Origin of the sequence: Actinomyces sp. oral taxon 171 str. F0337, from assembly GCF_005696555.1 — a bacterium.
Taxonomy (GTDB): Bacteria; Actinomycetota; Actinomycetes; order Actinomycetales; family Actinomycetaceae; genus Actinomyces; species Actinomyces oris_E.
The window spans coordinates 931,302-954,376 of the sequence record NZ_CP040005.1 but is presented as its reverse complement, the minus strand read 5'-3'; the positions used below and the strand labels follow the sequence as shown (position 1 = coordinate 954,376).

The following is a 23,075-nucleotide window of genomic DNA, read 5'->3' as shown; positions in this document are numbered from 1 at the left end:
TTCATGGGACGGATGGAAACCGGCCCCCTCAACTACCCCGACGCCGTCGTTATTCCCCGGGATTCCCGAGGCTCCCCAGGACGCCTCCGGCGCCTCCTGAGGTCAGGAGGCCGCCTGCTTGGTCACCCAGGCGATGAAGTTCTCCTCGCCGGTGCCGGTCAGCTCGGCCATCGTGTGCCCCTGTCCCCAGATAGTGGCGAAGTCGACGCTGCCGGCTCCGGCCTGCTGGAGCGCCAGGGCAAGGTTCACCTCGACGGTGGAGGCGGTGTCGCCCTGGGTGATGCCGGTGCGGATGCGCCAGGCGGGGGCGATGGTGGAGCTGCCCCGCCCCTTGGAGTCCTGGGTGAGGTAGTACAGGGGGTCATACATCGCCACGCGCGTGACCATGTCGGTGCCGACCGAGTCCTTGGCACCCAGGTCCTTCTCGTAGCCGGCGACGCCGTAGTCCTTGTTCCAGCCCGACAGCCCCGAGTACCTGGACTGCCCCTTGGAGATGACCTCGCGGCTCAGGGAGGAGAAGTGCTGCTTGGTCTCCCCCGAGCCCATGACGAGGTTCTCGGTCTGGGCGCGGCCCACGCCGTCGAAGGCCCCCACGTCCTTGGAGGCGTTCTTCTGGGAGGTGACGAAGCCCTGCAGGCCGGTGATCGTCGCAGTCTTCTTGGAGGCGTCGTAGGTGACCCACTGCGAGGAGGAGTTGAGGAAGGCGATGTACTCCTCCACCGTCTTGTAGGTGGTGGACTTGCTACTGCCCTGACTGCCGCCTTTTGACGTCCCACCCTTGGGTGGCGTGCCGCCGGCGTCGCTGGGCGGGGTTCCCGACGGCGCCCCGCCGCCTCCACCGCGCTCCATCCCCGCCATCTCGGTCGACGAGGGCGTGTAGGGGAAGGTGGTGGCCGCCAGGAAGTCATTGAGGGACTTCTGGATGACCCCCACGAGGTGGTCGTAGTAGGAGCCCGACAGGAAGGTGCCCTGGGAGGAGGACTCCAGGGTGAGCGGCTTGCCCTGCGAGTCGGTGAGCTTCAGCCCGTTGAGGTAGGTGGGGAAGGCGGCCGCGAGGTCCTGGGAGTAGGCCCGTGTCCAGGTTCCCTCGGCCCGAGTGTCGGAGGAGGCGAACTGTCCCATGTTCCACTCGTAGGCGGCATTGGCGCTGTCCAGGCTGGTGATCGGGCACCAGCACATGGCTCCGGCGACGGCGTCGGACAGGGCCTTGCCGCTGGTGTCAGTGGTGGCGGCACCCAGGGCGGCCAGGTAAGGGGCGAACAGCTCGCTGTCCCCGGAGGCTCCTGCGACGGCGCTCTGCGCCCCTCCCCCGCTGTGCCCGAAGACGTAGACCTTCGCGGCGTCGCCGGGCACGGAGGCGGAGTTGTAGCGCCGGTAGCGCACGGCGGCCTTGAGGTCGGTGACGCCCCAGGGCGCGTTGCCGGAGTAGGTCTGGGAGTTGGAGTCCTTGCCGCGCAGGCCGGCATGGACGTAAATGAAACCGGCCTCCATGTAGGCCTTGATGGTGTCGTAGGAGTACTCGGTGGGCGGCTTCTGGGCGGAGTATCCCGGGGTGTTGACCGGGAAGACGGTGGGTGCGGTGGCGGCGGTGAGGCTGCCGACGGCGCCGGAGGGGTTGACCGTGGCCGTATAGGTGCCGTTTCCGTTGTCTTTTCCGGTGAAGTAGGCGCCGGGCACGTAGATGCCCAGGGTCTCGTAGTCCGAGGCCTGGGGCGTGGCCACGTAGCGCAGTCCCAGCTGGTAGTAGACCTTGTGCTCCGCGTCGTAGCGCCAGGCCGCGTTGTCCAGGGCGAGCTTCGTGTCGGTGGGCGCCTGCGACGACGCCGTGGAGGAGGCCTGCGCAGTGGCCCCTCCGGTGGAACAGGCCCCCAGGCCCAGGAGTCCCGCCGCAGCGGGCAGTGTGGTGAGGATGGTGCGTCGTGGCAGGTTCATCGTGGTTCCCTCCGGGACAGTCAGTCGCGTGCCTCGCTCGGGTGTCTGCGTACGTGGCTAGCACATCACCTTAAGGCAAGGGCGATCCCGGGACGCACCTGTACCGCTTCTGTGAGTCGTCATCCGCCCGACGATGACCGCGACAGGATGCGGACTCATCTCAACCGCACGACGACGGCGCCGCCCTCATGGGAAGAGCAGCGCCGTCGTCGGCTTGAGAGACAGTCCTGAGGCTCAGTCCTCAGCGGCGCTGGGGTGGGTCATGTCCATGGGGACGACCCACTTGTCGAACTCCTCGGCGGTGACGAAGCCGAGCTCGAGGGCGGACTCGCGCAGGGACAGGCCCTTGTGGTGCGCATTCTTGGCGATCTTGGAGGCCTTGTCGTAGCCGATGTGGCGGTTGAGAGCCGTGACCTGCATGAGGTTGGTCTCCAGATTGGCCTCGATCCGCTCGGTGTTGGGCTCGATGCCGTAGGCGCAGTTGGTGTCGAAGGAGACGCAGGCGTCACCCAGGAGCTGGATGGACTCCAGGACGCACCAGGCCATGACGGGCTTGAAGACGTTGAGCTGGAAGTTGCCCTGGGATCCGGCGAAGCCGACGGTGGCGTCGTTGCCGAAGACCTTCGTGGCCACCATGGTCATGGCCTCGCACTGGGTGGGGTTGACCTTGCCGGGCATGATCGAGCTGCCGGGCTCGTTCTCCGGGATGATGAGCTCGCCGATGCCGTTGCGGGGGCCGGAGGCGTACCAGCGCACGTCGTTGGCGATCTTCATGAGGGCGTCGGACAGGACCCGCAGGGCGCCGGAGACCTGAACCAGGGCGTCGTGGGCGCCCAGGGCGGCGAAGAGGTTGTCCGCCTGGGTGAACTCGATGCCGGTCTCCTCGGAGATCTTCTTGGCGCACAGGGCCCCGAACCTCGGGTGGGCGTTGAGGCCGGTGCCGACGGCGGTCCCGCCGATGGCGAGCTCGCGGGCACGGGAGTCGGCGTAGCGGATGCCGTCGAGGGCGAAGTCGATCTGAGCGACCCATCCGCTGAAGACCTGTCCCAGGGTGATGGGGGTGGCGTCCTGCAGGTGGGTGCGCCCCACCATGACGACGTCGGCGTAGGCCTTGGCCTTGGCGTCCAGGGTGTCGCGCAGCTGCTGGACGCGCGGGTACATGGCGGCCAGCTCGTTGACGACGGCGATGTGCATGGCCGTGGGGAAGGTGTCGTTGGAGGACTGGCCTCGGTTGACGTGGTCGTTGGGGTGGACCGGGGTCTTGGAGCCGCGCTCGCCGCCGGCCAGCTCGATGGCGCGGTTGGAGATGACCTCGTTGGAGTTCATGTTGGACTGGGTGCCCGAGCCGGTCTGGAAGACCACGAGCGGGAACTCGGCATCGAGGTCACCGGCGATGACCTCATCGCCGGCCTTGGCGATGAGCTCGGCGATGTCGGCGGGAAGCTCACCGAGCTCGGCGTTGGCCAGGGCGGCGGACTTCTTGAGGATCCCCAGGGCCTTGATCATGGGGCGACCCCACACGAAGGTCTCTCGGCCGATGTCGAAGTTGTGCAGGCTCCGCTCGGTCTGGGCCCCCCAGTAACGGTTGGCGTCCACCTCAACGGTGCCCATGGAGTCGGATTCGGTGCGGGTCGTGACAGCCTGGTTGGGCGTCTTTGCATCAGTTGTCATAGGTGCAAGGTTAGGCGCTCATGGTCCCTGCCGTGCGAGGACCGGCGTCCCAGACACGTCTCAGATCGCTGCCGGCCGACGGCATCGTCGCCGTGGCTCATGACGGCCGGAACTGTTCCAGAGCCAGGTCGAGCAGGTCCGCAAGACGCTCGTTCCCGTCAATGGTCCTGGGCTCATGGAGATGCCCCGTGATCTGCAGGGCTGCGAGTCCATGAAGCAGGACCCAGACGACGGTGGCGATCTCGCGGGTGGGGCCGGGACGCAGCAGACCAGCATCCTGGGCCTGAGCAACGAGCTCACCGACGGCGGCCATGGCGTCGTCAGCAGCCTCCTCCAGTCCTGGGTCCGGCTCGGCAATCGGAGCATCCCCGAAGACCAGCTGGTAGTGGTGGGGACACTCGACTGCGTAGTCGATATAGGCCCGGCAGCCGGCACGCAACCGCTGCCACGTATCCCGATGCCGCTCCGCACCGCGACGAATCCGCTCTGCGATCTGCCGCAGTGTCCTTCCCGCCAGGGCGCGCATGAGCGCGGCCTTATCCGCGTAATGACGATAGGGCGCCGAGCGGGACACACCGGCAGCTTCTCCAACGGCACGCAGCGTCACCGACTCAGGCCCTCTGTCCTCGAGCAGCGTTGAAGCAGCGTCGAGGATGGCGGCGCGCGTCGGGCCTGGATCACGAGGGCTCACGATCCAAGACTACCCACATGTTGACATAGTCAACTTCCCGGTTATGCTGACACCGTCAACTTAACCTGACGAGAGGACGACTCATGACCGACACCACCCGCTCCGGAGCCGACTTTGACGCGGCCTACCTGAGCACCTGGACCGAGCCCGACGCCGGAAAGCGCCTTGCACTCATCGAGCAGATGTGGGCACCGCACGGGTCGCTGCACATCTCCTCACCCGCCTTGACCCTCACAGGGACAGCCGACATCGCCGAGCACATCGGCCGTGTCCACAACGACCGCATTGCGGGCCAGGGCCTGACCTTCAGCTATGACCAGCGCATGGAGTCCGGCGACGCGCTATTGCTGCGCTGGTCGATGACCGCCCCGAGCGGCGATGTCGTCGGGCGCGGAGTCGACACCGTCTTCCGCGACGTCGACGGCAAGGTGACGCGCGCCTACATGTTCATGGGCGTGAACTGACCGGAAAGGGATAACGGGACCCCGACACGACTCGCGTCGAACACTCAGGACATCGCCGCCAGCACCGCCTCGATGCCGGCGGCGATCGTCGTGTGCGCGCCAGCCGCGAGGCGGACGACCTCGTCGGGCTCGGTGGGCGTCTGCGCGAGGGACAGGTCGGAGACGATGCTCATGCCGGCCACGCGCACACCGAGCTGGTGCAGGGCGACGGCCTCCAGGACGGTGGACATGCCCACGCAGTCGGCACCGACGGACTGCAGCATCCGCGCCTCCGCCATGGTCTGGTACTCCGGGCCGCGCAGAGCGGCATAGACGCCTGCCTTTTCTGTGACACCGCTCAGGATGTCGGTGAGCTCGTCGTCCCACACGCCGCGAACGTCGGTGAAGACCGGGCCGTCGAAGGGCGAGGAGCCGGTGAGGTTGAGGTGGTCGGTGATCGTCATGACCTCGCCGATCCGCCAGCTGCGCAGACAGCCACCGGCGTTGACCAGGACGGCCCCGCGCACACCGGCAGCGGCCGCGATACGTGCCAGGGCGACCACCGACGCGGGCCCGTGCCCCTCGTAGAGGTGGGATCGTCCGCGGGCCACGAGGACGCGCCGCTCTTCCCCGTCCTCTTGTCCGCTTATCCTCCGGCCACGACCGACGGTATAGAAGTCGAGGCGGTCCTCATGTCCCGGCGCTACCGGGACCAGGACACCGGGCAGATCGGACAAACGCAGGCTCACGGCCGGCTCGCCCCAAGCGGCCAAGGCGTCAGCGGTACCGGACCCCAGGACCACCAGGAGGTCGTGGCAAGGCACACCGGTACGACGGGCGATCTGATGGGCGCCTTCCATGGCCGGACCAGGGCCTTGCACTCCGGCAGAGGCGCTCAGGGCCTCCAGACGCTCAGGCTCGAGGGTGAAGCCTGTGACGGTGTCGTTCACGAATGGGCCTCCTGGCGGACGACCCGGCCTCGGCCGAGGACGAGGTGCCCGAGCACACCGATGAGCAGAGCGACCAGCACACCGAGGTTGGCTCCGGCCCAGGCCCCGTCGCGCCCCCCGAGGGGCCCGAGCAGGTAGCCCTGCCAGGACAACCAGGAGGCGGCCGAGTTGACGACCAGCCCCCAGCCGACGACGGAACCGGCAGCCACAAGGGCGATGGCCTCCCAGTTGACTGAGCCGTAGACGCCGTCGGGCGTGAAGAGGGCCTCCTCGTCGTAGTCACGCCTGCGCAGAATGACCTCGGCGACCATGACTCCGGCCCAGGCGGCGATGACGACTCCCAGGGTGGTGAGGAACCCCTGGAAGGGCCCGAGGAAGTCATCGGCCCCGAAGATCACGGCGATGGTGCCCACAGTCATGATGGTGGCGTCGATGGAGGTGGCCACGTGCCGGCGCACGGGCAGACCGGTCGCCAGAAGCGACAAGCCCGAGGAGTACAGGTCCATGATGATGCCACCGGCCAGCCCCAGGATGGCGACGATCGCGAAGGGGACGAGGAACCATGCGGGCAGGATCGTGGTCAGGGCGCCGATGGGGTCGGTGTTGATGGCCTGGCCGAGCTCGGCGTCGGAGCCCACCAGCAGGATGCCGAAGAAGACGAGCACCACGCAGGGCAGCGCCGACCCCAGCGTGGTCCAACCGATGACGCCGGCCGTCGAGGCCTTGCGGGGCAGGTAGCGGGAGTAGTCGGCGGCGGCGTTCACCCAGCCGAGGCCGAAGCCGGTGGCCACCATGACCAGGGCCCCGATGAAGGCCGCCGGACCTCCGGAGGGCAGCGCCAGGAGTGTGCGGAAGCTGATCTGGGGAGCGACAAGGACGAGGTAGATGATAGTGAGGATACCGGTGGCCCAGGTGATCCAGGTCTGGACCCTCATAATCGCCTCGAAGCCGAGGATGCCGGCGCTGGCGGCCAGGCCGACGGTGAGCAGGAAGCCGAGGATCTGGGCACCAACCTGGTTGTGCCAGCCCAAAGCCTGGAACACCGTGGCCGAGGCCAGGGTGGCCGAGACGCACAGGACGGTCTCCCAGCCGACCGTGAGAATCCAGGACAGGGCCGCGGACAGGCGATTGCCGTTGTAGCCGAAGGCCGCTCGGGACAGCGCCAGGGTGGGGGCACTGCCTCGCTTGCCCAGGACAGCCACGACACCGCACAGGAGGAAGGAGATGATGACACCGACACTGCCGGCGACGACCGCCTGCCAGAAGGACAGTCCGAATCCGAGGACCCAGGCACCCCAGGACAGCCCCAGGACGGAGATGTTGGCCGCGAACCAGGGCATGAAGAGATCGCTCGGCCGCCCCTTGCGATCGGACTCGGAGATGATGTCAAGACCGGCGTTCTCGACGCGGGTGGCGGCGGGGGCCACCGCAGGTGCACTGCTCATGGGCGATCGACCTCAATGTCGGTATCGGGACGCTCTCGAATGAGAGGTGTACGAAGTCTATGGGATGTCAGGGGTGGCGGACGACGCCGGAGGGACGAGAGGAGCCGCTCAGCCCAAAAATAGGACGTATCACACATACTAGGTGATCTCCATAGAAACTCCCGCTGGATACTGAGTGCCGTCTCAGATGCACACATGTATAGTCGAGCCATCCTCTTACGTCTCCCCCTCGTGGAGACTCATCACGGAAAGGAGCTCTCATGAGCGACAACGGAACCTTCGACAGGATCGCCGGTAAGGCGAAGGAGACCACGGGCAAGGTCACCGGCAACAAGGAGACCGAGACCGAGGGCAAGCTCCAGCAGGCTGAGGGCAAGGTCAAGGAGGTCGCCGAGGACGCCAAGGACGCCATCAAGGGTGCGGTCAACCGCCTCAAGGGCGACAAGTAGTAGCGTCCGCGCAATACGCCGAGCGCCCAGCCTCGTGAAGGAGGCTGGGCGCTGTCCTTCTGCCGACTTCTTTTGCGGATACCGACGTCAGCTTTCTGCAGGAATGAGGGTCGGCGCCACATTGACGACGCTCTGCGAGGGGTCGGCCTGCCCCCAGGAGTTGTTCCCCCAGGTCCAGGTTCCCTTGTCGACAGTGGCCCAGCTGTCATAGCCGGAGGTGCCGATCTGGGTGGCCCCGTCGATCTTGTCCACCTGCACCAAACCCGACGGGGTGTCGGAGACGGCACCGTTGACCTGCCCGTAGCGGTTGGAGCCGAAGCACCAGACTGTTCCCCCGGTGAGCGCGCAGGTGTGCTCGTAACCCGAGACGAGCTCAGTGGGAACGGCCGGCAGCTTACCGACCTCGACGGCCTGGTTGACCAGTGCCTCATCAGTCTTCTTGCCGAGCTGGCCGACCTCGTTGGCCCCCCAGGCGTAGACCGTGCCCGAGTCGTCCACGGCCACGGCGAAGCCCTTGCCCACACTCAGCGCTGAGACCTTGACCTTCTCCAGCCCGGGCACCGCCGTCGGTGAGACACGTGCGCCCTGGGTGTTGGCCTGGGCGTCAGCGCCCCAGCAGGAGACTCCGGTGCCACCGGAGGAGCAGACGAAGGATCCGCTGCCGGCACGCAGGGACGCCGACTTCGCGGCGGCGGGGGCCACCGCTGCGGAGGGCGACGACGGGGTCGCCTTCCCCTTGCCGGGCCACAGCCAATGCCCTCCCAGAGCACCGCCGGCCAGCCCGAGGACGAGCACGCTGGCCGCCACGACCGGGACGACCCACCTGCGGCGTGGTGCACTGCTCGAGCGCTGGGTGGTGGCGTCCTGAGGCGCCTCCATCTCGGCCACCGTGGGCAGGGGCTGAAGCCTGTAGCCCTGCGGTTGAGGCTGCGTCGGCGTCGCCATCTGCGGCTGGGGGGTCCCGGCCGCAGCCGACTGCTGAGCCGACTGAGTCGACCGAGTAGCCCCGTAGCCCGCAGCCCCGTGGTCCGTGGTGGCACCACCTGCGTCGTCGCCCCTGAATGCACTGTTAAGGGCCACTATGTTTCCAGGCGCCGTGTGCGAGGGCGCGGGCTCCTGAGCGGGCACCTGCTGCTGAGCAGGCGGGTACCCGGTGGGCTGCTGAGGGGAATACCCGGCAGAGGCTGCGATCTGTTCGAGCTGCGCACGCTGCTCGGGCGTCCAGGCGTGTCCGGCGGCGAGGGCCTCCCGAGCACGCTCAGGACTGCCGCCAATGAACCACAGCACCCTGTCCCCGTCGAGCATCCGGTCATCCATGGGCCAGACCTCTCCTCAACGTCAAGGATCGATGCGCGTCAGTACGTCAGCCTACGGCGCGCCATGAGCATGGCAGCGCCCGTCGCACCGGTGCCCAGCACCATCCAGGCGGCGGTCGTCCCCGCACCGGTCTGCGCAAGGGTGGAGCGACCTGCGCCGGCAGCGCCGTCCTGGCGAGGAGCCGCGGCCTGCTCACGGGGAGCCGCGGCCTGCTCACCGGAGACATCCGCGGAGCCCTGGGCGGCGCTCTCATCGGACGCCGCAGGAGCGCCAATCTCAGAGGACTGCTCGGACGCCTGCTCCTGAGGGGCCTGCTGCTCGGGAGCGGCCTCGGGGGCGGCGGGATCGCCCTGCTGCTGGTCACCCTGGTTCTGCTGGGGCTGCTCGGCCGGAGCCGCCGGCTTGTTCTGCTGCTGCACCGCGGCATTGTTGGCACCGGGGGCCTGGGGGTCGGCCTTGTCTGCGTCGTCCGCAGGAGCGGGGGCCGGAGCCGGGGCGGGAGCGGGCTTGTTGTTCTCAGGGTTGGGGACGGCTGGAGCGGGCGTATTGGGCTGCGGGCTCTCAGCCTTGGCCTCACCGGCCTGCGGTGCCGCCTGCTCGGCGGCAGGAGCGGGGTCCGTCTCAGCAGCAGCCGCACCGACCGGGACGACGGACAGGGCGACGGCCGCGGACGCGGCCACCCATACGCTTCGCTTCATGGGAACTCCTTCAGAAATGAGAGCGGTGGCTCTCACGTCGGGTGATAAGGATGCGGATACGGCCACCTTACCCGGCGCAGCCCTGGTCCTGTCACGCCGCCGACACGGACACCACCCCCACTGTCGGATACCTCACATGACAGCCGCACGCGGGGTGGCGAGAGATGCTCAGACCCGCAGCCCCAGCCCTCTCATGCGTGAGACGGCCCCCTGGGACAGCACCGAGTGGAGCTGCTCCTGAGCCATCGAGCCGAGAAGCTCGGGGAACTGTCCCAGGAGCCTCTGAAAGGTTCCGATCTCCTCACCGATGACGCGCCGTCCCCACAGCCCCAGTCGGGCAGCCAGCTGCGGGTCGGCTGCGATGACCGCCTCCAGCTCGGCGACGGCGTACGTGCTGATCGGGTCCTGACTGAGCTCGTGGACGAGTCCGCTGCGCAAGGGGTCCTCCAACGACTCACTCAGCGCCATGCCGAAGTCGATGAGCAGCCCGAAGGTGATGTAGGTCTTGAGCAGACGCTCGGCCCAGTCCAGTGGACGCAGGCGCTCATCGAGGTCGCCCAGAACGTCAGTGAAGCGCTCGGCCGCCCCCAGGGCGTCGATGCCGTGAGTCGACGCCAGCTCCACGACTCGGTCGAAGGAGGCGACTTCCCAGGCGCTCATGCGCAGCAGGTCGACCCGGGCCGTCATCCGCGGAGCCCGGTCGGCATCCTTGGCGTACCGGGTGCAGGCCGCCGTCCTGGAGATCGCGACGACGCCGACGACGGACAGCTCGTGGGGACCGACCTGCATCGGGGTGGAGGCGCTGGGCTGAGGTGACGGAGTCGGCATCTGAGGCATGACCACCATCGTATCCAGGTCTTGCCACGTGTGACGCGCAGCCGTGACATCGACCACGCCGCCGGCGCACCTCCCCGTCCAGGCAGGCCATCAACACGTTTTCCCGCTACGCTGACGGCGTCCGCGGTTGCCCGGTCGTCAGATGGACTCAGATATGACTCGCGATCGGCTGCCACATCCGACGGTGCCCACGCCCACGCAGCGCACTCCGAGCTGTGCGCGCGAGCGACAGCCGCGCCGGACCGGAACAACCCGATCAGAAGACAAGGAACCTCGTGAGCAACGAGCAGCACGGGGCCGACGCCGTCGAGCCCGACAACAACTCCACAGACAACCAGACCGCCGTCGAGGGCGCAGGCGCCGCTGCCGGCGCCGCCGACGCCACGTCCGGGATCATCGAGACGGCCGGCGCCCACGCCCCAGTCCTGGACGAGGCCACTCCCGACATCACCGATGAGGGCGACCGGACCGACCTGAGCCGCAAGACCTTCGCCGACTTCGACGTCGAGCCGGAGATCTGTGAGGCCCTGTCCGCCAAGGGCATCACCCACCCCTTCCCCATCCAGGCCCTCACCCTGCCGGTGGCCCTGGAGGGGCAGGACATCATCGGTCAGGCCAAGACCGGCACCGGCAAGACCCTGGGCTTCGGCATTCCCCTGCTCATGGACACCCTGGGCCCCGGGGAGGAGGGCTGGGACGAGGACCCCGCCTCCGGCAGCCCCCAGGCCCTGATCATCCTGCCCACCCGCGAGCTGGCCAAGCAGGTCGCCGAGGAGCTGTCCACGGCGGCCGCGAAGCGCACCGTGCGCATCGTCCAGGTCTACGGCGGGCGCGCCTACGAGCCCCAGATCGAGGACCTCGAGCGCGGAGCCGAGGTCGTCGTGGGAACGCCCGGCCGTCTCATCGACCTCATGGAACGCGGCGTGCTGGACCTGGCTCACGTCACCACCGTCGTCCTGGACGAGGCCGACGAGATGCTGGACCTGGGGTTCCTGCCGGACGTGGAGAAGATCCTGGCCCGCACCCGCACGGACCGGCACACGATGCTCTTCAGCGCCACCATGCCCGGGGCCGTGGTCGCCCTCGCGCGCCGCTACATGACCCGCCCCACCCACATCCGCGCCCAGGACCCGGGCGATGAGGGCATGACCGTCCAGACGGTCCAGCAGGTCGTCTACCGCACACACTCGATGAACAAGGTGGAGGTCGTCTCCCGGATCCTCCAGGCCGAGGGCCGCGGACGCACCATCATCTTCGCACGCACCAAGCGCACGGCGGCCCGGGTGGCCGACGACCTGCGCGCCCGCGGCTTCGCCACCGCGGCCCTCCACGGCGACCTCGGCCAGGGAGCCCGGGAGCAGGCACTGCGCGCCTTCCGCAACAGCAAGGTGGACGTCCTCGTGGCCACCGACGTGGCCGCCCGCGGCATCGACGTCGACGACGTCACCCACGTCATCAACTACCAGTGCCCCGAGGACGAGAAGATCTACGTCCACCGCATCGGGCGCACCGGCCGCGCCGGTAACTCCGGCACGGCGGTCACCTTCGTGGACTGGGACGACGTGCCGCGCTGGCGGATCATCGCCAAGGCCCTGGGCCTGCCCATCGAGGAGCCGGTGGAGACCTACCACACCAGTGAGCACCTGTTCTCCGACCTGTCGATCCCGGAGAAGGTCACCGGCCGTCTCCCCCGCCACAAGCGCACCCTGGAGGGACTGGACGCCGAGAAGATCGAGGACCTGGGTGAGACCGGCAGGCGCAGTCGCAAGCAGTCCGGCCGGCAGGGCGGGCGCGCGGAGCGCGGCCGGGGCCGCGGCGGCAGGGACGCCAAGCGCGGTGAGCGCTCCCGGCGCTCGGCCGACGGCGAGGCGAAGCCCCGCCGCAAGCGCACCCGTAAGCGCACTCGCGGCGGTCGCCCTGTTGACGGGGCGGCCGGCGAGTAGGCCCGGAGAGGACCGAGTAGACCCACCCGGGTCTCAGCCGCCGAACGACGGCGGCTCTCGGGGCGAACCCGGGTCAGAGGCGGGTCTCCAGGAAGGCGAAGACGCCGTCGGCCATGATCTGGACGGCGATGGCCGCCAGGAGCAGCCCCATGACCCGGGTGAGGATCCGGATGCCGGAGGTGCCCAGCACCCGGTTGAGCCCCAGGGAGAAGCGCAACGAGGCCCAGATGGCGATGTGCGTGCCGATGATCGCGGCCGTCACGGAGACCCATCCGGCCACCCCGCCCCCGGTGGTGTCCACGGCGACCATCGCCGCGACGATGGCACCGGGCCCGGCCAGCAGGGGCGTGCCCAGGGGAACGAGGGCTGCGTTGGTGGTGACGGCGTCGGGATCGGGGCTCTCATCGGCCCTGTCGGTGAGGAGCTCGAGGGCCACCAGGAGCAGCAGCAGTCCGCCGGCCACCTGGAGGGAGGGGACCGAGATGCCCAGGAACTTCAGGATGTAGCGCCCGAAGACCGCGAAGAGCACGATGACGGCGAAGGAGACGATCGTGGCCTGGCGGGCGGAGGCGGCGCGCTCGGTGGGGGTCTGCCGCGAGGTCAGGGACAGGAAGATCGGGATGGCGCCCAGGGGGTCCTGAATGACCAGGAGCGTCATGAAGGTCGTGGCGAAGACCGTGGAGTCGAAGACGGACTGCAGCATGGTGGTGTTCTATCACCGGCACTTGGCAGGCGTCAGAAGCGGTGGTCGGTCGGGAGTCAGGGGCGGATGAGGTCGAGGGCGCCCTCGTCGATGATCCGATCCAGCAGCTCGGGCGGCATGAGGTTCTCCCCCAGGCGGTTGGGCTTACCGGTGCCGTGGTAGTCCGATGCCCCCGACAGCCCCAGCCCCAGGCGCCGGGCCAGGAGGCGAACCTGCTCGCGCTGCTCGGGGTCGTGGTCGCGGTGGTTCATCTCCAGGGCCGCCAGGCCGGCCTCTGCCATCTCGGCGAAGGTCTCATCGGGCACGAGGCGGCGCTGGCGCGAGGAGGCACGCGGGTGGGCCGCCACCGGGACTCCGCCGGCGGCGCGCACCAGGCGGCAGGCCTCCACCGGGTCCAGTGCCCAGTGGTGGACGTAGTAGGGCGAGCCGGTGGCGAGCGGCCCGGCGAAGGCGGCGTTGCGGTCGGGGAAGGAGCCGGCCGCCACCAGGGCGTCGGCGATGTGGGGCCGACCGATCGTGTGGGAGTCGGCGGACTGGGACAGGACGTCCTCCCAGGTGACCGGGTAGTCCTCGCTGAGGCGCTCGACCATCCGCTGCGCCCGGCTGTCACGTGAGCGGCGGGCGCGGGCGAAGGCGGCGTCCAGCGCCGCGTCGTCGGCCCGGTGCAGGTAGGACAGCAGATGGAGGGTGACCCCGTCGGCGGCGCAGGAGATCTCGGTACCGCGCAGGAGAGCGACGCCGGAGTCCGGGACGGCCCGGGCCGCCTCGTCCCAGCCGGCCATCGTGTCGTGGTCGGTCAGCCCGACGACGTCGAGGCCGGCGCCGGCCGCCTGAGCCATGAGCCCGGCGGGCGAGTCGGTGCCGTCGGAGCAGGCCGAGTGGGTGTGGGGGTCGATACGCACTGTGACAGTGTAGGGAGACGTGGAAGACTGGAGGACATGAGTGAGCTGAGCCCCATGACGGATACTGCGGCCGCCACGCGTCGCGCCGACGACGCCCCAGTCCGCTTCGGGGTGATCGGGGCCGGTTTCATCGCCCGGTGGTTCGCCGAGGCCGTCTCCCACGAGCCGGCCGCCCAGCTCGTGTCCGTCACCTCCGCTCACCTCGAGCGCGCCGTCGCCTTCGCCTCCGAACACGGGATCCCGTATGCCCATGCCTCGCTCGAGGAGATGCTCGACGCCCACGGCCCGGGCTCGACGGCTCCGATCGACGTCATCCACGTGGGCTCCCCGAACTCCCTGCACGCGCAGCATGCGATCGCGGCGCTGAAGGCAGGTTTCCACGTTCTGGTGGAGAAGCCCTTCGCTCTGACGCGCTCGCAGGCTGAGGAGATGGTGGAGGCGGCGCGGACGGCCGACCGCTTCCTCATGGAGGCGTGGCTGTCCGCCTTCGAACCCGGGGTGGCCCGGTTGCGTGAGCAGCTGCCGCGGCTGGGGCGGCTGCACCGGGCGGTGCTGTCCAAGGAGCAGTTCTCCTCGCGGATGGAGGCCTACCGGGCCGGGGGCCTGCCACCGGCCTTCGACCCGGCGCTGGGCGGCGGCTCCCTCATGGACCTGGGCGTCTATCCGGTGAGCCTGGCCATTCACCTCTTCGGTGAGCCGGACCGGGTGACGGCCACGGGAGCGCTGCTGGAGTGCGGAGTTGACGCACGGGGCACGGTGGTCCTGTCCTACGACTCCGGTGAGCACGCCGGGTTGGAGGTCGTCTGTCTGCACTCCAAGACCTCTCCGGGGACGGAGTCGAGCTTCGCCGGGGACCACGATGTGCTGAGCATCGACGACTGCCAGTGGCCCCGGCGCATCGGGCTGCGCGGCCCTGCGGCGGTGACGGGTGCGGGTGAGGACCTGTCGGTCGAACGCGGTGCTCAGGGCTCCGGCCACCAGCTCGCCTACGAGCTGGCCGAGGTGTGCCGCCTGGTGCGTGCCGGCGCGCGCGAGTCCGATCTGCACCCACTGAGCCGCTCTGTGGCGGCGGTCGGGGTTCTGCAGGAGGCCCGCCGCCAGGTGGGGGTGCGTTTTCCGGCCGATGAGCAGGGCTGAGCCGTCCCAGTACCCCTGAACGCCCCGCTCAGCGCCGGCAGGGGCTCAACAGTGGGATGATGCCCCTATGGCATCGACTTCCCCCGCAGACAACCATCCGTCCGATGAGGCCCCCACCTCCTCGCAGGAGGCCACCCAGTCCTTGTCGGCGCGTGGCTCCAACCGGTCCCGACAGCCCGACAACCAGGCCTTCAGGGACTTCATCGGCTCGGGCTGGGGGCCCCGGCCCGAGGGGCTGCCCGCCCGCAGCGAGGCGGCGCCGTGGGCGGCGGCCCGGCGTGAGGCCCTGGGGCGGCTCTTCCCCGGGGAGCGTCTGGTGCTGCCCGCGGGCGCGCTCAAGGTGCGCAACAACGACTGCGACTATCGGTTCAGGCCCCACAGCGCCTTCGCCCACCTGGCCGGAACCGGCACGGACTTCGAGCCTGACGCCGTGCTCGTCCTGGACCCTCTCACCTCGGCGGACCAGGACGCGGGGTCCCCGGACGACGTCGATGACATCGATGTCGCAGATGGTGCCGCCCCGACGCACGAGGCGGTCCTCTACTTCCGACCTCGGGCCTCGCGCTCCAGCCAGGAGTTCTACGGCGACCCCCGCTATGGCGAGCTGTGGGTGGGCGTGCGCCCCTCCCTGGAGGAGGTCGAGTCGTCCACCGGCATGCGCTGCGCCCACATCGACTCCCTGCCCGATGCGCTGGCCAAGGACGCCGGTCCGGGCGCGGTCGGGCTGCGCGTCGTCGCCGAGGCCGATGAGTCCGTCACCGCTCTGGTGTCCACCACCCGCCAGCAGGTCGGGCAGCAGACCGGTGAGGCCGCCGCGGAGGTCGACGCCGGCCTGGCCGAGGCCGCCAGCGAGCTGCGCCTGATCAAGGACCCCTGGGAGATAGACCAGCTGCGCGCCGCCATCGCCGCCACCAAGGCCGGTTTCGACGACCTCATCCGCTCCATCCCCCGCGCCCGCGGCCACTGGCGCGGTGAGCGCGTCCTGGAGGGGGCTTTCGGCGCCAAGGCCCGCGAGGAGGGCAACGGCCTGGGCTATGACACGATCGCCGCGGCCGGCAACCACGCCAACACGCTGCACTGGATCAACAACGACGGCGCTGTCGAGCCCGGCCAGCTGGTCCTCGTTGACGCCGGCGTCGAGGTCGACTCCCTCTACACCGCTGACGTCACCCGCACGATCCCGGTCGACGGCCGCTTCACCGAGGCTCAGCGGCGGATCTACCAGGCGGTTCTGGACGCCGCCGATGCCGCCTTCGCCCGTGCGGGCACACCGGGATGCCGCTTCAAGGACGTCCACGCCGCCGCCATGGAGGTGATCGCCGCCCGCCTGGAGGAGTGGGGGATGCTGCCCGAGGGCGTGAGCGCAGCCGAGTCCCTGGCCCCCGAGGGCCAGTACCACCGGCGCTGGATGGTTCACGGCACCAGCCACCACCTGGGCCTGGACGTCCACGACTGCGCCCAGGCGCGCCGCGAGATGTACATGGAGGCCGAGCTCAGGCCGGGCATGTGCTTCACCATCGAGCCGGGGCTGTACTTCCGCGAGGACGATCTGCTGGTGCCCGCCGAGATGCGCGGCACGGGCGTGCGCATCGAGGACGACGTCGTCGTGCGCGAGGACGGCAGCGTGGAGCGTCTCACCCAGGACGTGCCCCGCACCGTGGAGGAGGTTGAGGCCTGGGTCAGTGGGCTCATCGCCTGACTGACTGCTCGGTCACCTCCCTTGCCTCTCATCGTTGCCCGCGAATAGCATCGCCGTATGACGATGAAACATGGGCTGCTCCCCGAGGACCGATCCCAGGACCACGGCGCCGTGCACGAGGCCGCTACCGTGGCCTCGCTGCTCGACGTCCTGGGGGACGCCACACGCCTGGCGATCCTGCGTCACCTCCACGGCGGCGAGCACCGGGTGGTGGAGCTGACCGAGCACCTGGGCCTGGCCCAGTCGACCGTCTCCCAGCACCTGGCGATCCTGCGCAGCGCCGGTCTCATCTCCAGCCACTCCCACGGGAGGGCCAACGTCAGCCGGATCGAGAACCCCGAGGCCATCGAGCAGGTCCTGTCCGCGACCGAGTCCCTGGCCGCCGTCATCTCCGCAGACGCCGCGAGCCGCGGCAAGGAGTCCCTGTGAGCACCTCGGGAGACCACGAGCACCACGATCATTCCCACAACCATTCCCAGGGGCACTCGCACAACCACGGCGCCGGGGCCTCGCGCGGACGGCTCCTGGTCGCCCTGTGCCTGTCGGCCACCGTCCTGGTGGCCGAGATCGTCACCGCTCTTCTCACCGGCTCACTGGCGCTGCTGGCCGACGCCGGGCACATGCTCACCGACGTCGCCGGGCTGGCCACGGCCCTGACGGCCGCCCACCTGTCCACGCATCCGGCCACGGACCGCTCCACCTGGGGCATGCGCCGCGCCGAGGTCATCGGGGCCGCGCTCCAGGCGGGCGCGCTCGCCGTCGTCGGTGTCTTCGTGGCCTTCAAGGCGGTTCACAACCTGCTGGCGCCCCCGCCGGTCGAGGCCTCCGGCATGCTCGTCATGGGCGTCATCGGCCTGGCCGCCAACGTTCTCGCGCTGCTGGTCCTCTCCAGGGGCCGGGGACATGACGGACACGGCGAGAACCTCAACATGAGGGCCGCCTTCCTGGAGGTCGTCAATGACGCCCTGGGGTCGGTGGGTGTCATCGTCGCCGCCGCCGTCGTGGCCCGCACCGGCTGGACCCGGGCCGACGCCATGGCCTCCCTCCTCATCGCCGTCCTCATCCTGCCCCGGGCGGTGACGCTGCTGCGCTCGGCCCTGGCGGTCCTCATGGACTTCACCCCCCGGGAGCTGGACCTGGCGCAGGTGCGCTCGCACATGCTCGGCATCGACCACGTCGAGGAGGTCCACGACCTGCACGCATGGACCGTCGCCTCGGGCATGCCGGTGCTGACCGCGCATGTCGTCGTGCGCGACGAGTGCCTGCGCGACGGTCACACCGAGGAGATCCTCGACCGGCTTCAGGGCTGCGTGGCCGAGCACTTCCCGGTCAAGATCCGGCACGCGACCCTCCAGCTCGAGCCCGTCTCGCACCTCGAGCACGAGGCCGCCTACTGCTAGACCGGGTCAGGTACGGCGGTAGCGCTTCCGGGTCGGCTCAGGGATGTGAGCCGGTTCCCCGCCCTCCAGGTGCTCCCGGGCGAAGGCCAGGGCACTGGCGAGCCCCTCGAGGCGCTGGGCGGCCGTCATGGACCGGGTGGTCACCTCGACGACGACCTGTCCCCCACCGGCCTCAAAGCCGGTGGCCACCAGGTGCTTGAGGACCCCGGCGCAGTCCTGGTTGCCCTGCCCGGGCAGCAGGTGGTCGTCGAGGGGCCCGGGCACGCCGTCGGTCAGGTGCAGGTGACGCAGCGTGGGCCCCAGCGAACGGGCCATGGCCAGCGCGTCGGAGCCGGAGGTGGCGGCGTGGGAGATGTCCAGCGTCACCGACTTGTATCCCTGACCCACCGGGTCCCAGGTGGGTGAGTAGGCCTGGAAGTCGCGCGTGGAGTGGGCGTGGCGGGGACGCCAGGTGAACATGTTCTCCACCGCCAGGTGAATGCCCGTGGTCGCCTCGCGCTGCGCGACCCCGGCGATGAAGGAGCGCGCGTAACGGGTCTGCCAGAAGAAGGGCGGGTGCAGCACCACCGTGGGCGCCTCGAGGTAGTGGGCCAGCTCGATGGAACGGTCCACCTTGTCCCACGGATCCACGCCGAAGACCCCGCGGGTCACCAGCAGCGTGGGGGCGTGGACGGCCAGCACCGGCTGATCGAACTTCTCCACCAGGGCCGCCAGCCGGATGGCGTCCTGGGATGCCTTCTCGCTCCAGACCATGATCTCGACGCCGTCGTAGCCCAGCTCCTGGGCGATGGCGAAGGTGTCGGGAACACTGCCGGGAACCACGCAGGCGGTCGACAGACCCACCGGAATGCTCATTGCTGAAATCCCTCGTCCCTCAGCGCTGATCAGTTCTCGTCACCCGAGCCGGCCTCATCACCGGTCTCCTGCGACGACGCCGAGGCCCCCTGATCCTTCCGATCCACCGGTCGCGGGGAACGCAGGAACGGGTCGTAGTCCTCGGAGACGTTGGAGACGGCCGGGGCGTCGGAGGTGGTGCCGGCAGGGGTGGCGGAGGTCCGGTCGGGAGTGCTGCTGCCGGGCTGCGGCAGCCGCACCCCGAAGCGGGGCTGCTCGTCGGGGCGCGAGCCGAAGGCGGTGGGCCCGGGGGCCTCCTCCCGGGCCCGACGGCGCTCCTGGGAGCGCCGCAGCGCCTCTCCCCCGCGCGAGAGGTTGCCCGGGACGTCGGCCAGGGCCTGGCTGGCCTCATGAATCTCACGTGCGGCGATGATCGAGTATCGCGAGGCCACGACCTGGCTGATGGAGGTGAAGTCGCGTCGCCCCCGGGTCAGGGCGTAGCTGAAGAGCTGGAAGACGATGCCCCACAGCACCCCCAGCAGGACGCAGGCCCAGAAGCTGAGCCGGGGCCCGCTGCTGCCGGCCACCGACATGATGATGCCGAAGAACATACCGATCCACAGGCCGTTCATGGCCCCAGACATCGCTGCACGCCCCCAGCTCATGCGCCCGGTGATGCGCTCGACCTGGCGCAGGTCGGTGCCGATGATCGCCAGGTGCTGAACCGGGAAGCCCTGGTCCGACAGAGCGTCGACCGCCCTCTGCGCCTCGGGGTAGGTCGCGAAGGAGGCCACCTCCTCCCCCTGGGGCATGACACCACCACTGGACGAGGTCAGGGACGACAACGGGCTCGAATTGGCGTTCATGGGGGCTATGGTCGCACGCGCGGGCGCGCGGTAAAGCCCCATCGGCAGGCAATCACGCCTCAGGCGCATAGGCTTGGCTTGTGGAGAACACCAGGACGCGCACGACCAGCAGGGTCTTTGTGGCCCGCCTCATCGGCACCTCCGTCTTCGACCCCTTGGGCGATGAGGTGGGTAAGGTCCATGACGTCGTCGTCCTGCTGCAGATGCGGGGGGAGCCCCGAGCCGTCGGCTTCGTCATCGAGGTCTCCAGCCGGCGCCGCGTCTTCCTGCCCCTGTCCCGGATCACCGCGATCGAGCCCGGGGCCGTCATCACCACGGGCCTGATGAACATCCGCCGCTTCACCCAGCGGCACGTGGAGACCCTGGTCGTCGGAGAGCTGTTGGACCGGGTGGTCACCATGCGCGACGGCTCAGGGACCGTCACGGTGCGGGACGTGGCCATCGAGCGCGACCGCGGCATGGACTGGAAGGTGACCCGCCTGTTCGTCCAGCGAGCCTCCTCGGGCCCCTTGGGCCTGCGCCGCGGGGAGACCTTCACGGTGCGCCCCGACGAGGTCAGCGGCCTGGCCGCCAGCGCCGACCAGCAGGGCGCCACCGCGCTGCTGGCCACCTTGGAGGACCTCAAGCCCGCCGATCTGGCCGACGTCATGCGTGACCTGCCTCAGGACAGCCAGATGCGCGTGGCCGCAGAGCTGACCGACGAGCGCCTGGCCGACGTCCTGGAGGAGCTCGGCAACGAGGACGCCGTCGCCCTCCTGTCCCGCCTGGAGGCCGGGCGCGCCGCCCACGTCCTGGACGCCATGCAGCCCGACGACGCCGCCGATCTGGTCGCCGACCTCCCCCAGCTCAAGGCCACCGAGCTACTGGGCCTCATGGAGCCCGAGGAGGCCGAGGACGTGCGCCGCCTCATGGCCTACGACGACTACACCGCCGGCGGTCTGATGACCACCGAGCCGATCATTCTGCCCCCCGAGTCGACGGTGGCGACCTTCCTGGCCCAGTCCCGCAAGGCCGAGGTTCCTCCCGCCCTGGCCGCCGTCGGCTTCGTGTGCCGCCCGCCCCTGGAGTCCCCCACCGGCAAGTTCGTGGGCATGATCCACTTTCAGCGAGCCCTGCGCGAGCGCCCCCAGCGCATGGTCGGCTCCATCGTGGACACCGACGTCGACTCCGTGCGCCCCGAGGACTCCATCGGTACCGTCACCCGCCTGCTGGCCACCTACAACCTGACGGCCCTGCCGGTCCTCGACGACGCCGGGCGCCTGCTGGGCGCCGTCAGTGTCGACGACGTCCTGGACCACCTCATGCCCGACGACTGGCGCGTGGCCGACGAGGCCGTCACCGACGAGACGATCGAGAGGGGCGCCAATGCCTGACCAGCTCGACCAGCCCTTGCCAGACAGTCGCCTGCGGTGGCTGCGCAGGACCCACCCGGCCCACGCCTCCCGCTCCGACGGCTTCGGCCGCTTCGCCGAGGCGACCGCCCGCTTCATGGGTTCGCCCAAGTTCGTGCTCTACATGTCGATCTTCGTCGCTGTGTGGATCGTGGCGAACCTCGTCCTGGCCAAGATGCAGCAGGCCTGGGACCCCTACCCCTTCATCCTGCTCAACCTGGCCTTCTCCACCCAGGCCTCCTACTCGGCGCCCCTCATCATGCTGGCCCAGAACCGGCAGGACGACCGCGACCGCGTCACCGCCGAGCAGGACCGCCAGCGCGCCCAGCGCAACCTGGAGGACACCGAGTTCCTCACCCGGGAGATCGCCGCCCTGCGCCTGGCCATGAACGACGTCGCCACCCGCGACTTCGTGCGCAGCGAACTACGTGACATGCTCAGCGAGATCCTCGCCGAGGAGCGCCTCACCCGTGAGGAGATCGCCGAGTTCCAGGACAGCGGCGACGACGAGCCCGGCACCACCCAGGGGCAGCGCCCCACTCGCTGAGGGCCGCCTGCTGTCCCCACGTGGGCCTCGCCACCTGTCGTGGTACTCCGGGGCACCCCTAGGATGGGGCCATGCCGCAACCGACTCATGACGCCGTCATGGAGGCGCTGGCCAGGGTCAACGACCCCGAGCTGCACCGCCCCATCACCGACCTGGGAATGGTCTCCTCCATTGACATCGCCGAGGACGGCGTGGTCAGTGTCGAGGTACTCCTGACCGTGGCCGGGTGCCCGCTGAAGGACACGATCACCGCCGATACCCAGCGCGAGGTCGGCTCTGTCGAGGGTGTCACCGGGGTGCAGGTGAGTCTGGGCGTCATGAACGATGAGCAGAGGGCCGACCTGCGCCGCCGGCTGCGCGGAGGGGCCGCTGAACCGGTGGTTCCCTTCACCCAGCCGGGCAACCTCACCCGGGTCTACGCCGTGACCTCAGGCAAGGGCGGGGTCGGCAAGTCCTCGGTGACCGCGAACCTGGCCGCTGCCATGGCCGCCCAGGGCCTGAGTGTGGGCGTCGTCGACGCCGACATCTACGGCTTCTCCATCCCCCGCATGCTGGGCGTGGACCGGGTCCCCACCCAGCTCGACGGCATGATCGTGCCGCCCGTGGCCCACGGGGTGAAGGTCATCTCGATCGGCATGTTCGTCGAGGACAAGCAGCCGGTCGTCTGGCGCGGCCCCATGCTGCACCGCGCCGTCCAGCAGTTCCTCTCCGACGTCTTCTGGGGGGACCTGGACGTCCTCCTGCTGGACCTGCCGCCCGGGACCGGAGACGTGACCATCTCGGTGGCACAGCTGCTGCCGAACGCCGAGATCCTCGTGGTCACCACCCCGCAGACGGCCGCCGCCGAGGTGGCTGAGCGCACCGGGCTCATCGCCGCCCAGACGCACCAGAAGGTGGTGGGCGTCATCGAGAACATGTCCTACATGCCCCAGCCCGACGGCTCACGCCTGGAGATCTTCGGCTCCGGCGGAGGCGAGATCGTCAGTGCCTCCCTGAGCGAGACCCTCGGCTACGAGGTCCCGCTCCTGGCTCAGCTGCCGCTGGACATCCGTCTGCGGGAGGGCTCCGACACCGGTTGTCCGGCTGCCGTGGCCGACGACGGCAAGCCGGCCGCCGACGCCCCCGCGGCCCTGGAGCTATCCGCCGTTGCCCAGCGTCTGACCCGCCGCGCCCGAGGCCTGGCCGGCAAGAGCCTGGGGGTCACCCCGGCCTGAGCCGGC

At 69.6% G+C, this 23,075-nt stretch carries 22 protein-coding genes; 10 read left to right on the top strand and 12 right to left on the bottom strand.

Going from position 1 to position 23,075, the window contains the following annotated elements:
* Positions 1–102 precede the first annotated feature (102 nt).
* The 3 genes from FBF36_RS04265 to FBF36_RS04255 all read right to left on the bottom strand — a co-directional run bounded on the left by FBF36_RS04265 (position 103) and on the right by FBF36_RS04255 (position 4,294).
* A complete protein-coding gene (locus tag FBF36_RS04265; protein ID WP_009396270.1) occupies positions 103–1,932 on the bottom strand; it encodes a subtype A tannase in 1,830 nt (609 codons plus the stop codon).
* Positions 1,933–2,166: 234 nt separating this feature from the next.
* Positions 2,167–3,603 carry a class II fumarate hydratase gene (gene fumC / locus FBF36_RS04260; RefSeq protein WP_009396273.1) on the bottom strand — a complete coding sequence of 479 codons (1,437 nt, stop codon included), beginning with the start codon at positions 3,601–3,603 and terminating at the stop codon, positions 2,167–2,169.
* 97 nt (positions 3,604–3,700) lie between these two features.
* Positions 3,701–4,294, bottom strand: coding sequence for a TetR/AcrR family transcriptional regulator (locus tag FBF36_RS04255; RefSeq protein ID WP_034492229.1), 594 nt, complete (start codon positions 4,292–4,294; stop codon positions 3,701–3,703).
* A gap of 83 nt (positions 4,295–4,377) precedes the next feature.
* On the opposite strand from FBF36_RS04255, the gene FBF36_RS04250 reads away from it, so the two are divergent.
* Entirely contained in the window at positions 4,378–4,758 is a 381-nt protein-coding gene (locus FBF36_RS04250) for a nuclear transport factor 2 family protein (protein ID WP_009396277.1), read from the top strand.
* A gap of 44 nt (positions 4,759–4,802) precedes the next feature.
* Here FBF36_RS04250 and FBF36_RS04245 read toward each other — a convergent pair whose 3' ends face one another.
* Together FBF36_RS04245 and FBF36_RS04240 are read right to left on the bottom strand one after the other, a co-directional pair.
* On the bottom strand, positions 4,803–5,687 hold the full coding sequence (locus FBF36_RS04245) for a purine-nucleoside phosphorylase (RefSeq protein WP_009396282.1): 885 nt from the start codon (positions 5,685–5,687) through the stop codon (positions 4,803–4,805).
* Positions 5,684–7,132, bottom strand: a complete 1,449-nt coding sequence (locus FBF36_RS04240) for a purine-cytosine permease family protein (protein WP_009396285.1) — start codon at positions 7,130–7,132, stop codon at positions 5,684–5,686. The genes FBF36_RS04245 and FBF36_RS04240 overlap by 4 nt, the downstream gene beginning before the upstream one ends.
* Before the next feature lie 260 nt (positions 7,133–7,392).
* On the opposite strand from FBF36_RS04240, the gene FBF36_RS04235 reads away from it, so the two are divergent.
* Complete coding sequence (locus tag FBF36_RS04235; protein ID WP_009396286.1) at positions 7,393–7,581, top strand: CsbD family protein; 189 nt, start codon at positions 7,393–7,395, stop codon at positions 7,579–7,581.
* 87 nt (positions 7,582–7,668) lie between these two features.
* On the opposite strand, the gene FBF36_RS04230 is transcribed toward FBF36_RS04235, so the two are convergent.
* From FBF36_RS04230 to FBF36_RS04220, 3 genes are all read right to left on the bottom strand, one after another.
* Positions 7,669–8,898: an RCC1 domain-containing protein gene (locus tag FBF36_RS04230; protein ID WP_009396288.1), complete on the bottom strand. Its 1,230-nt coding sequence runs from the start codon at positions 8,896–8,898 to the stop codon at positions 7,669–7,671.
* 38 nt (positions 8,899–8,936) lie between these two features.
* A complete protein-coding gene (locus FBF36_RS04225; RefSeq protein WP_009396290.1) occupies positions 8,937–9,596 on the bottom strand; it encodes a hypothetical protein in 660 nt (219 codons plus the stop codon).
* A 168-nt stretch (positions 9,597–9,764) separates the two neighbouring features.
* Positions 9,765–10,442 carry a ferritin-like fold-containing protein gene (locus tag FBF36_RS04220; RefSeq protein WP_192574995.1) on the bottom strand — a complete coding sequence of 226 codons (678 nt, stop codon included), beginning with the start codon at positions 10,440–10,442 and terminating at the stop codon, positions 9,765–9,767.
* Between the two features lie 266 nt (positions 10,443–10,708).
* On the opposite strand from FBF36_RS04220, the gene FBF36_RS04215 reads away from it, so the two are divergent.
* A complete protein-coding gene (locus FBF36_RS04215) occupies positions 10,709–12,376 on the top strand; it encodes a DEAD/DEAH box helicase (RefSeq protein ID WP_138137213.1) in 1,668 nt (555 codons plus the stop codon).
* 73 nt (positions 12,377–12,449) lie between these two features.
* Here FBF36_RS04215 and FBF36_RS04210 read toward each other — a convergent pair whose 3' ends face one another.
* Positions 12,450–13,079 (bottom strand): MarC family protein, encoded by a 630-nt coding sequence (locus FBF36_RS04210; protein WP_009394157.1) that lies wholly within the window; start codon positions 13,077–13,079, stop codon positions 12,450–12,452.
* 56 nt (positions 13,080–13,135) lie between these two features.
* Complete coding sequence (locus tag FBF36_RS04205) at positions 13,136–13,981, bottom strand: PHP domain-containing protein (RefSeq protein WP_009394154.1); 846 nt, start codon at positions 13,979–13,981, stop codon at positions 13,136–13,138.
* 36 nt (positions 13,982–14,017) lie between these two features.
* On the opposite strand from FBF36_RS04205, the gene FBF36_RS04200 reads away from it, so the two are divergent.
* From FBF36_RS04200 to FBF36_RS04185, 4 genes are all read left to right on the top strand, one after another.
* Positions 14,018–15,118: a Gfo/Idh/MocA family protein gene (locus FBF36_RS04200; RefSeq protein WP_009394152.1), complete on the top strand. Its 1,101-nt coding sequence runs from the start codon at positions 14,018–14,020 to the stop codon at positions 15,116–15,118.
* A 67-nt stretch (positions 15,119–15,185) separates the two neighbouring features.
* Positions 15,186–16,817, top strand: coding sequence for an aminopeptidase P family protein (locus FBF36_RS04195; protein ID WP_138137211.1), 1,632 nt, complete (start codon positions 15,186–15,188; stop codon positions 16,815–16,817).
* 57 nt (positions 16,818–16,874) lie between these two features.
* Positions 16,875–17,246 (top strand): ArsR/SmtB family transcription factor, encoded by a 372-nt coding sequence (locus tag FBF36_RS04190; protein ID WP_009395927.1) that lies wholly within the window; start codon positions 16,875–16,877, stop codon positions 17,244–17,246.
* The gene (locus tag FBF36_RS04185) at positions 17,243–18,217 is read left to right on the top strand and encodes a cation diffusion facilitator family transporter (RefSeq protein ID WP_009395926.1); all 975 of its coding nucleotides are present in this window, start codon (positions 17,243–17,245) and stop codon (positions 18,215–18,217) included. The genes FBF36_RS04190 and FBF36_RS04185 overlap by 4 nt, the downstream gene beginning before the upstream one ends.
* Positions 18,218–18,223: 6 nt before the next feature.
* On the opposite strand, the gene FBF36_RS04180 is transcribed toward FBF36_RS04185, so the two are convergent.
* Positions 18,224–19,072: a sugar phosphate isomerase/epimerase family protein gene (locus FBF36_RS04180; protein ID WP_009395917.1), complete on the bottom strand. Its 849-nt coding sequence runs from the start codon at positions 19,070–19,072 to the stop codon at positions 18,224–18,226.
* 29 nt (positions 19,073–19,101) lie between these two features.
* On the bottom strand, positions 19,102–19,917 hold the full coding sequence (locus FBF36_RS04175; RefSeq protein ID WP_075377010.1) for a general stress protein: 816 nt from the start codon (positions 19,915–19,917) through the stop codon (positions 19,102–19,104).
* An 80-nt stretch (positions 19,918–19,997) separates the two neighbouring features.
* On the opposite strand from FBF36_RS04175, the gene FBF36_RS04170 reads away from it, so the two are divergent.
* From FBF36_RS04170 to FBF36_RS04160, 3 genes are all read left to right on the top strand, one after another.
* Positions 19,998–21,290, top strand: a complete 1,293-nt coding sequence (locus FBF36_RS04170; protein WP_009396019.1) for a magnesium transporter MgtE N-terminal domain-containing protein — start codon at positions 19,998–20,000, stop codon at positions 21,288–21,290.
* Positions 21,283–21,855 (top strand): DUF1003 domain-containing protein, encoded by a 573-nt coding sequence (locus tag FBF36_RS04165; RefSeq protein WP_009396021.1) that lies wholly within the window; start codon positions 21,283–21,285, stop codon positions 21,853–21,855. Before FBF36_RS04170 ends, FBF36_RS04165 begins: the two co-directional genes overlap by 8 nt.
* 71 nt (positions 21,856–21,926) lie before the next feature.
* Positions 21,927–23,069 carry an Mrp/NBP35 family ATP-binding protein gene (locus FBF36_RS04160; protein ID WP_138137209.1) on the top strand — a complete coding sequence of 381 codons (1,143 nt, stop codon included), beginning with the start codon at positions 21,927–21,929 and terminating at the stop codon, positions 23,067–23,069.
* Positions 23,070–23,075: the final 6 nt, after the last annotated feature.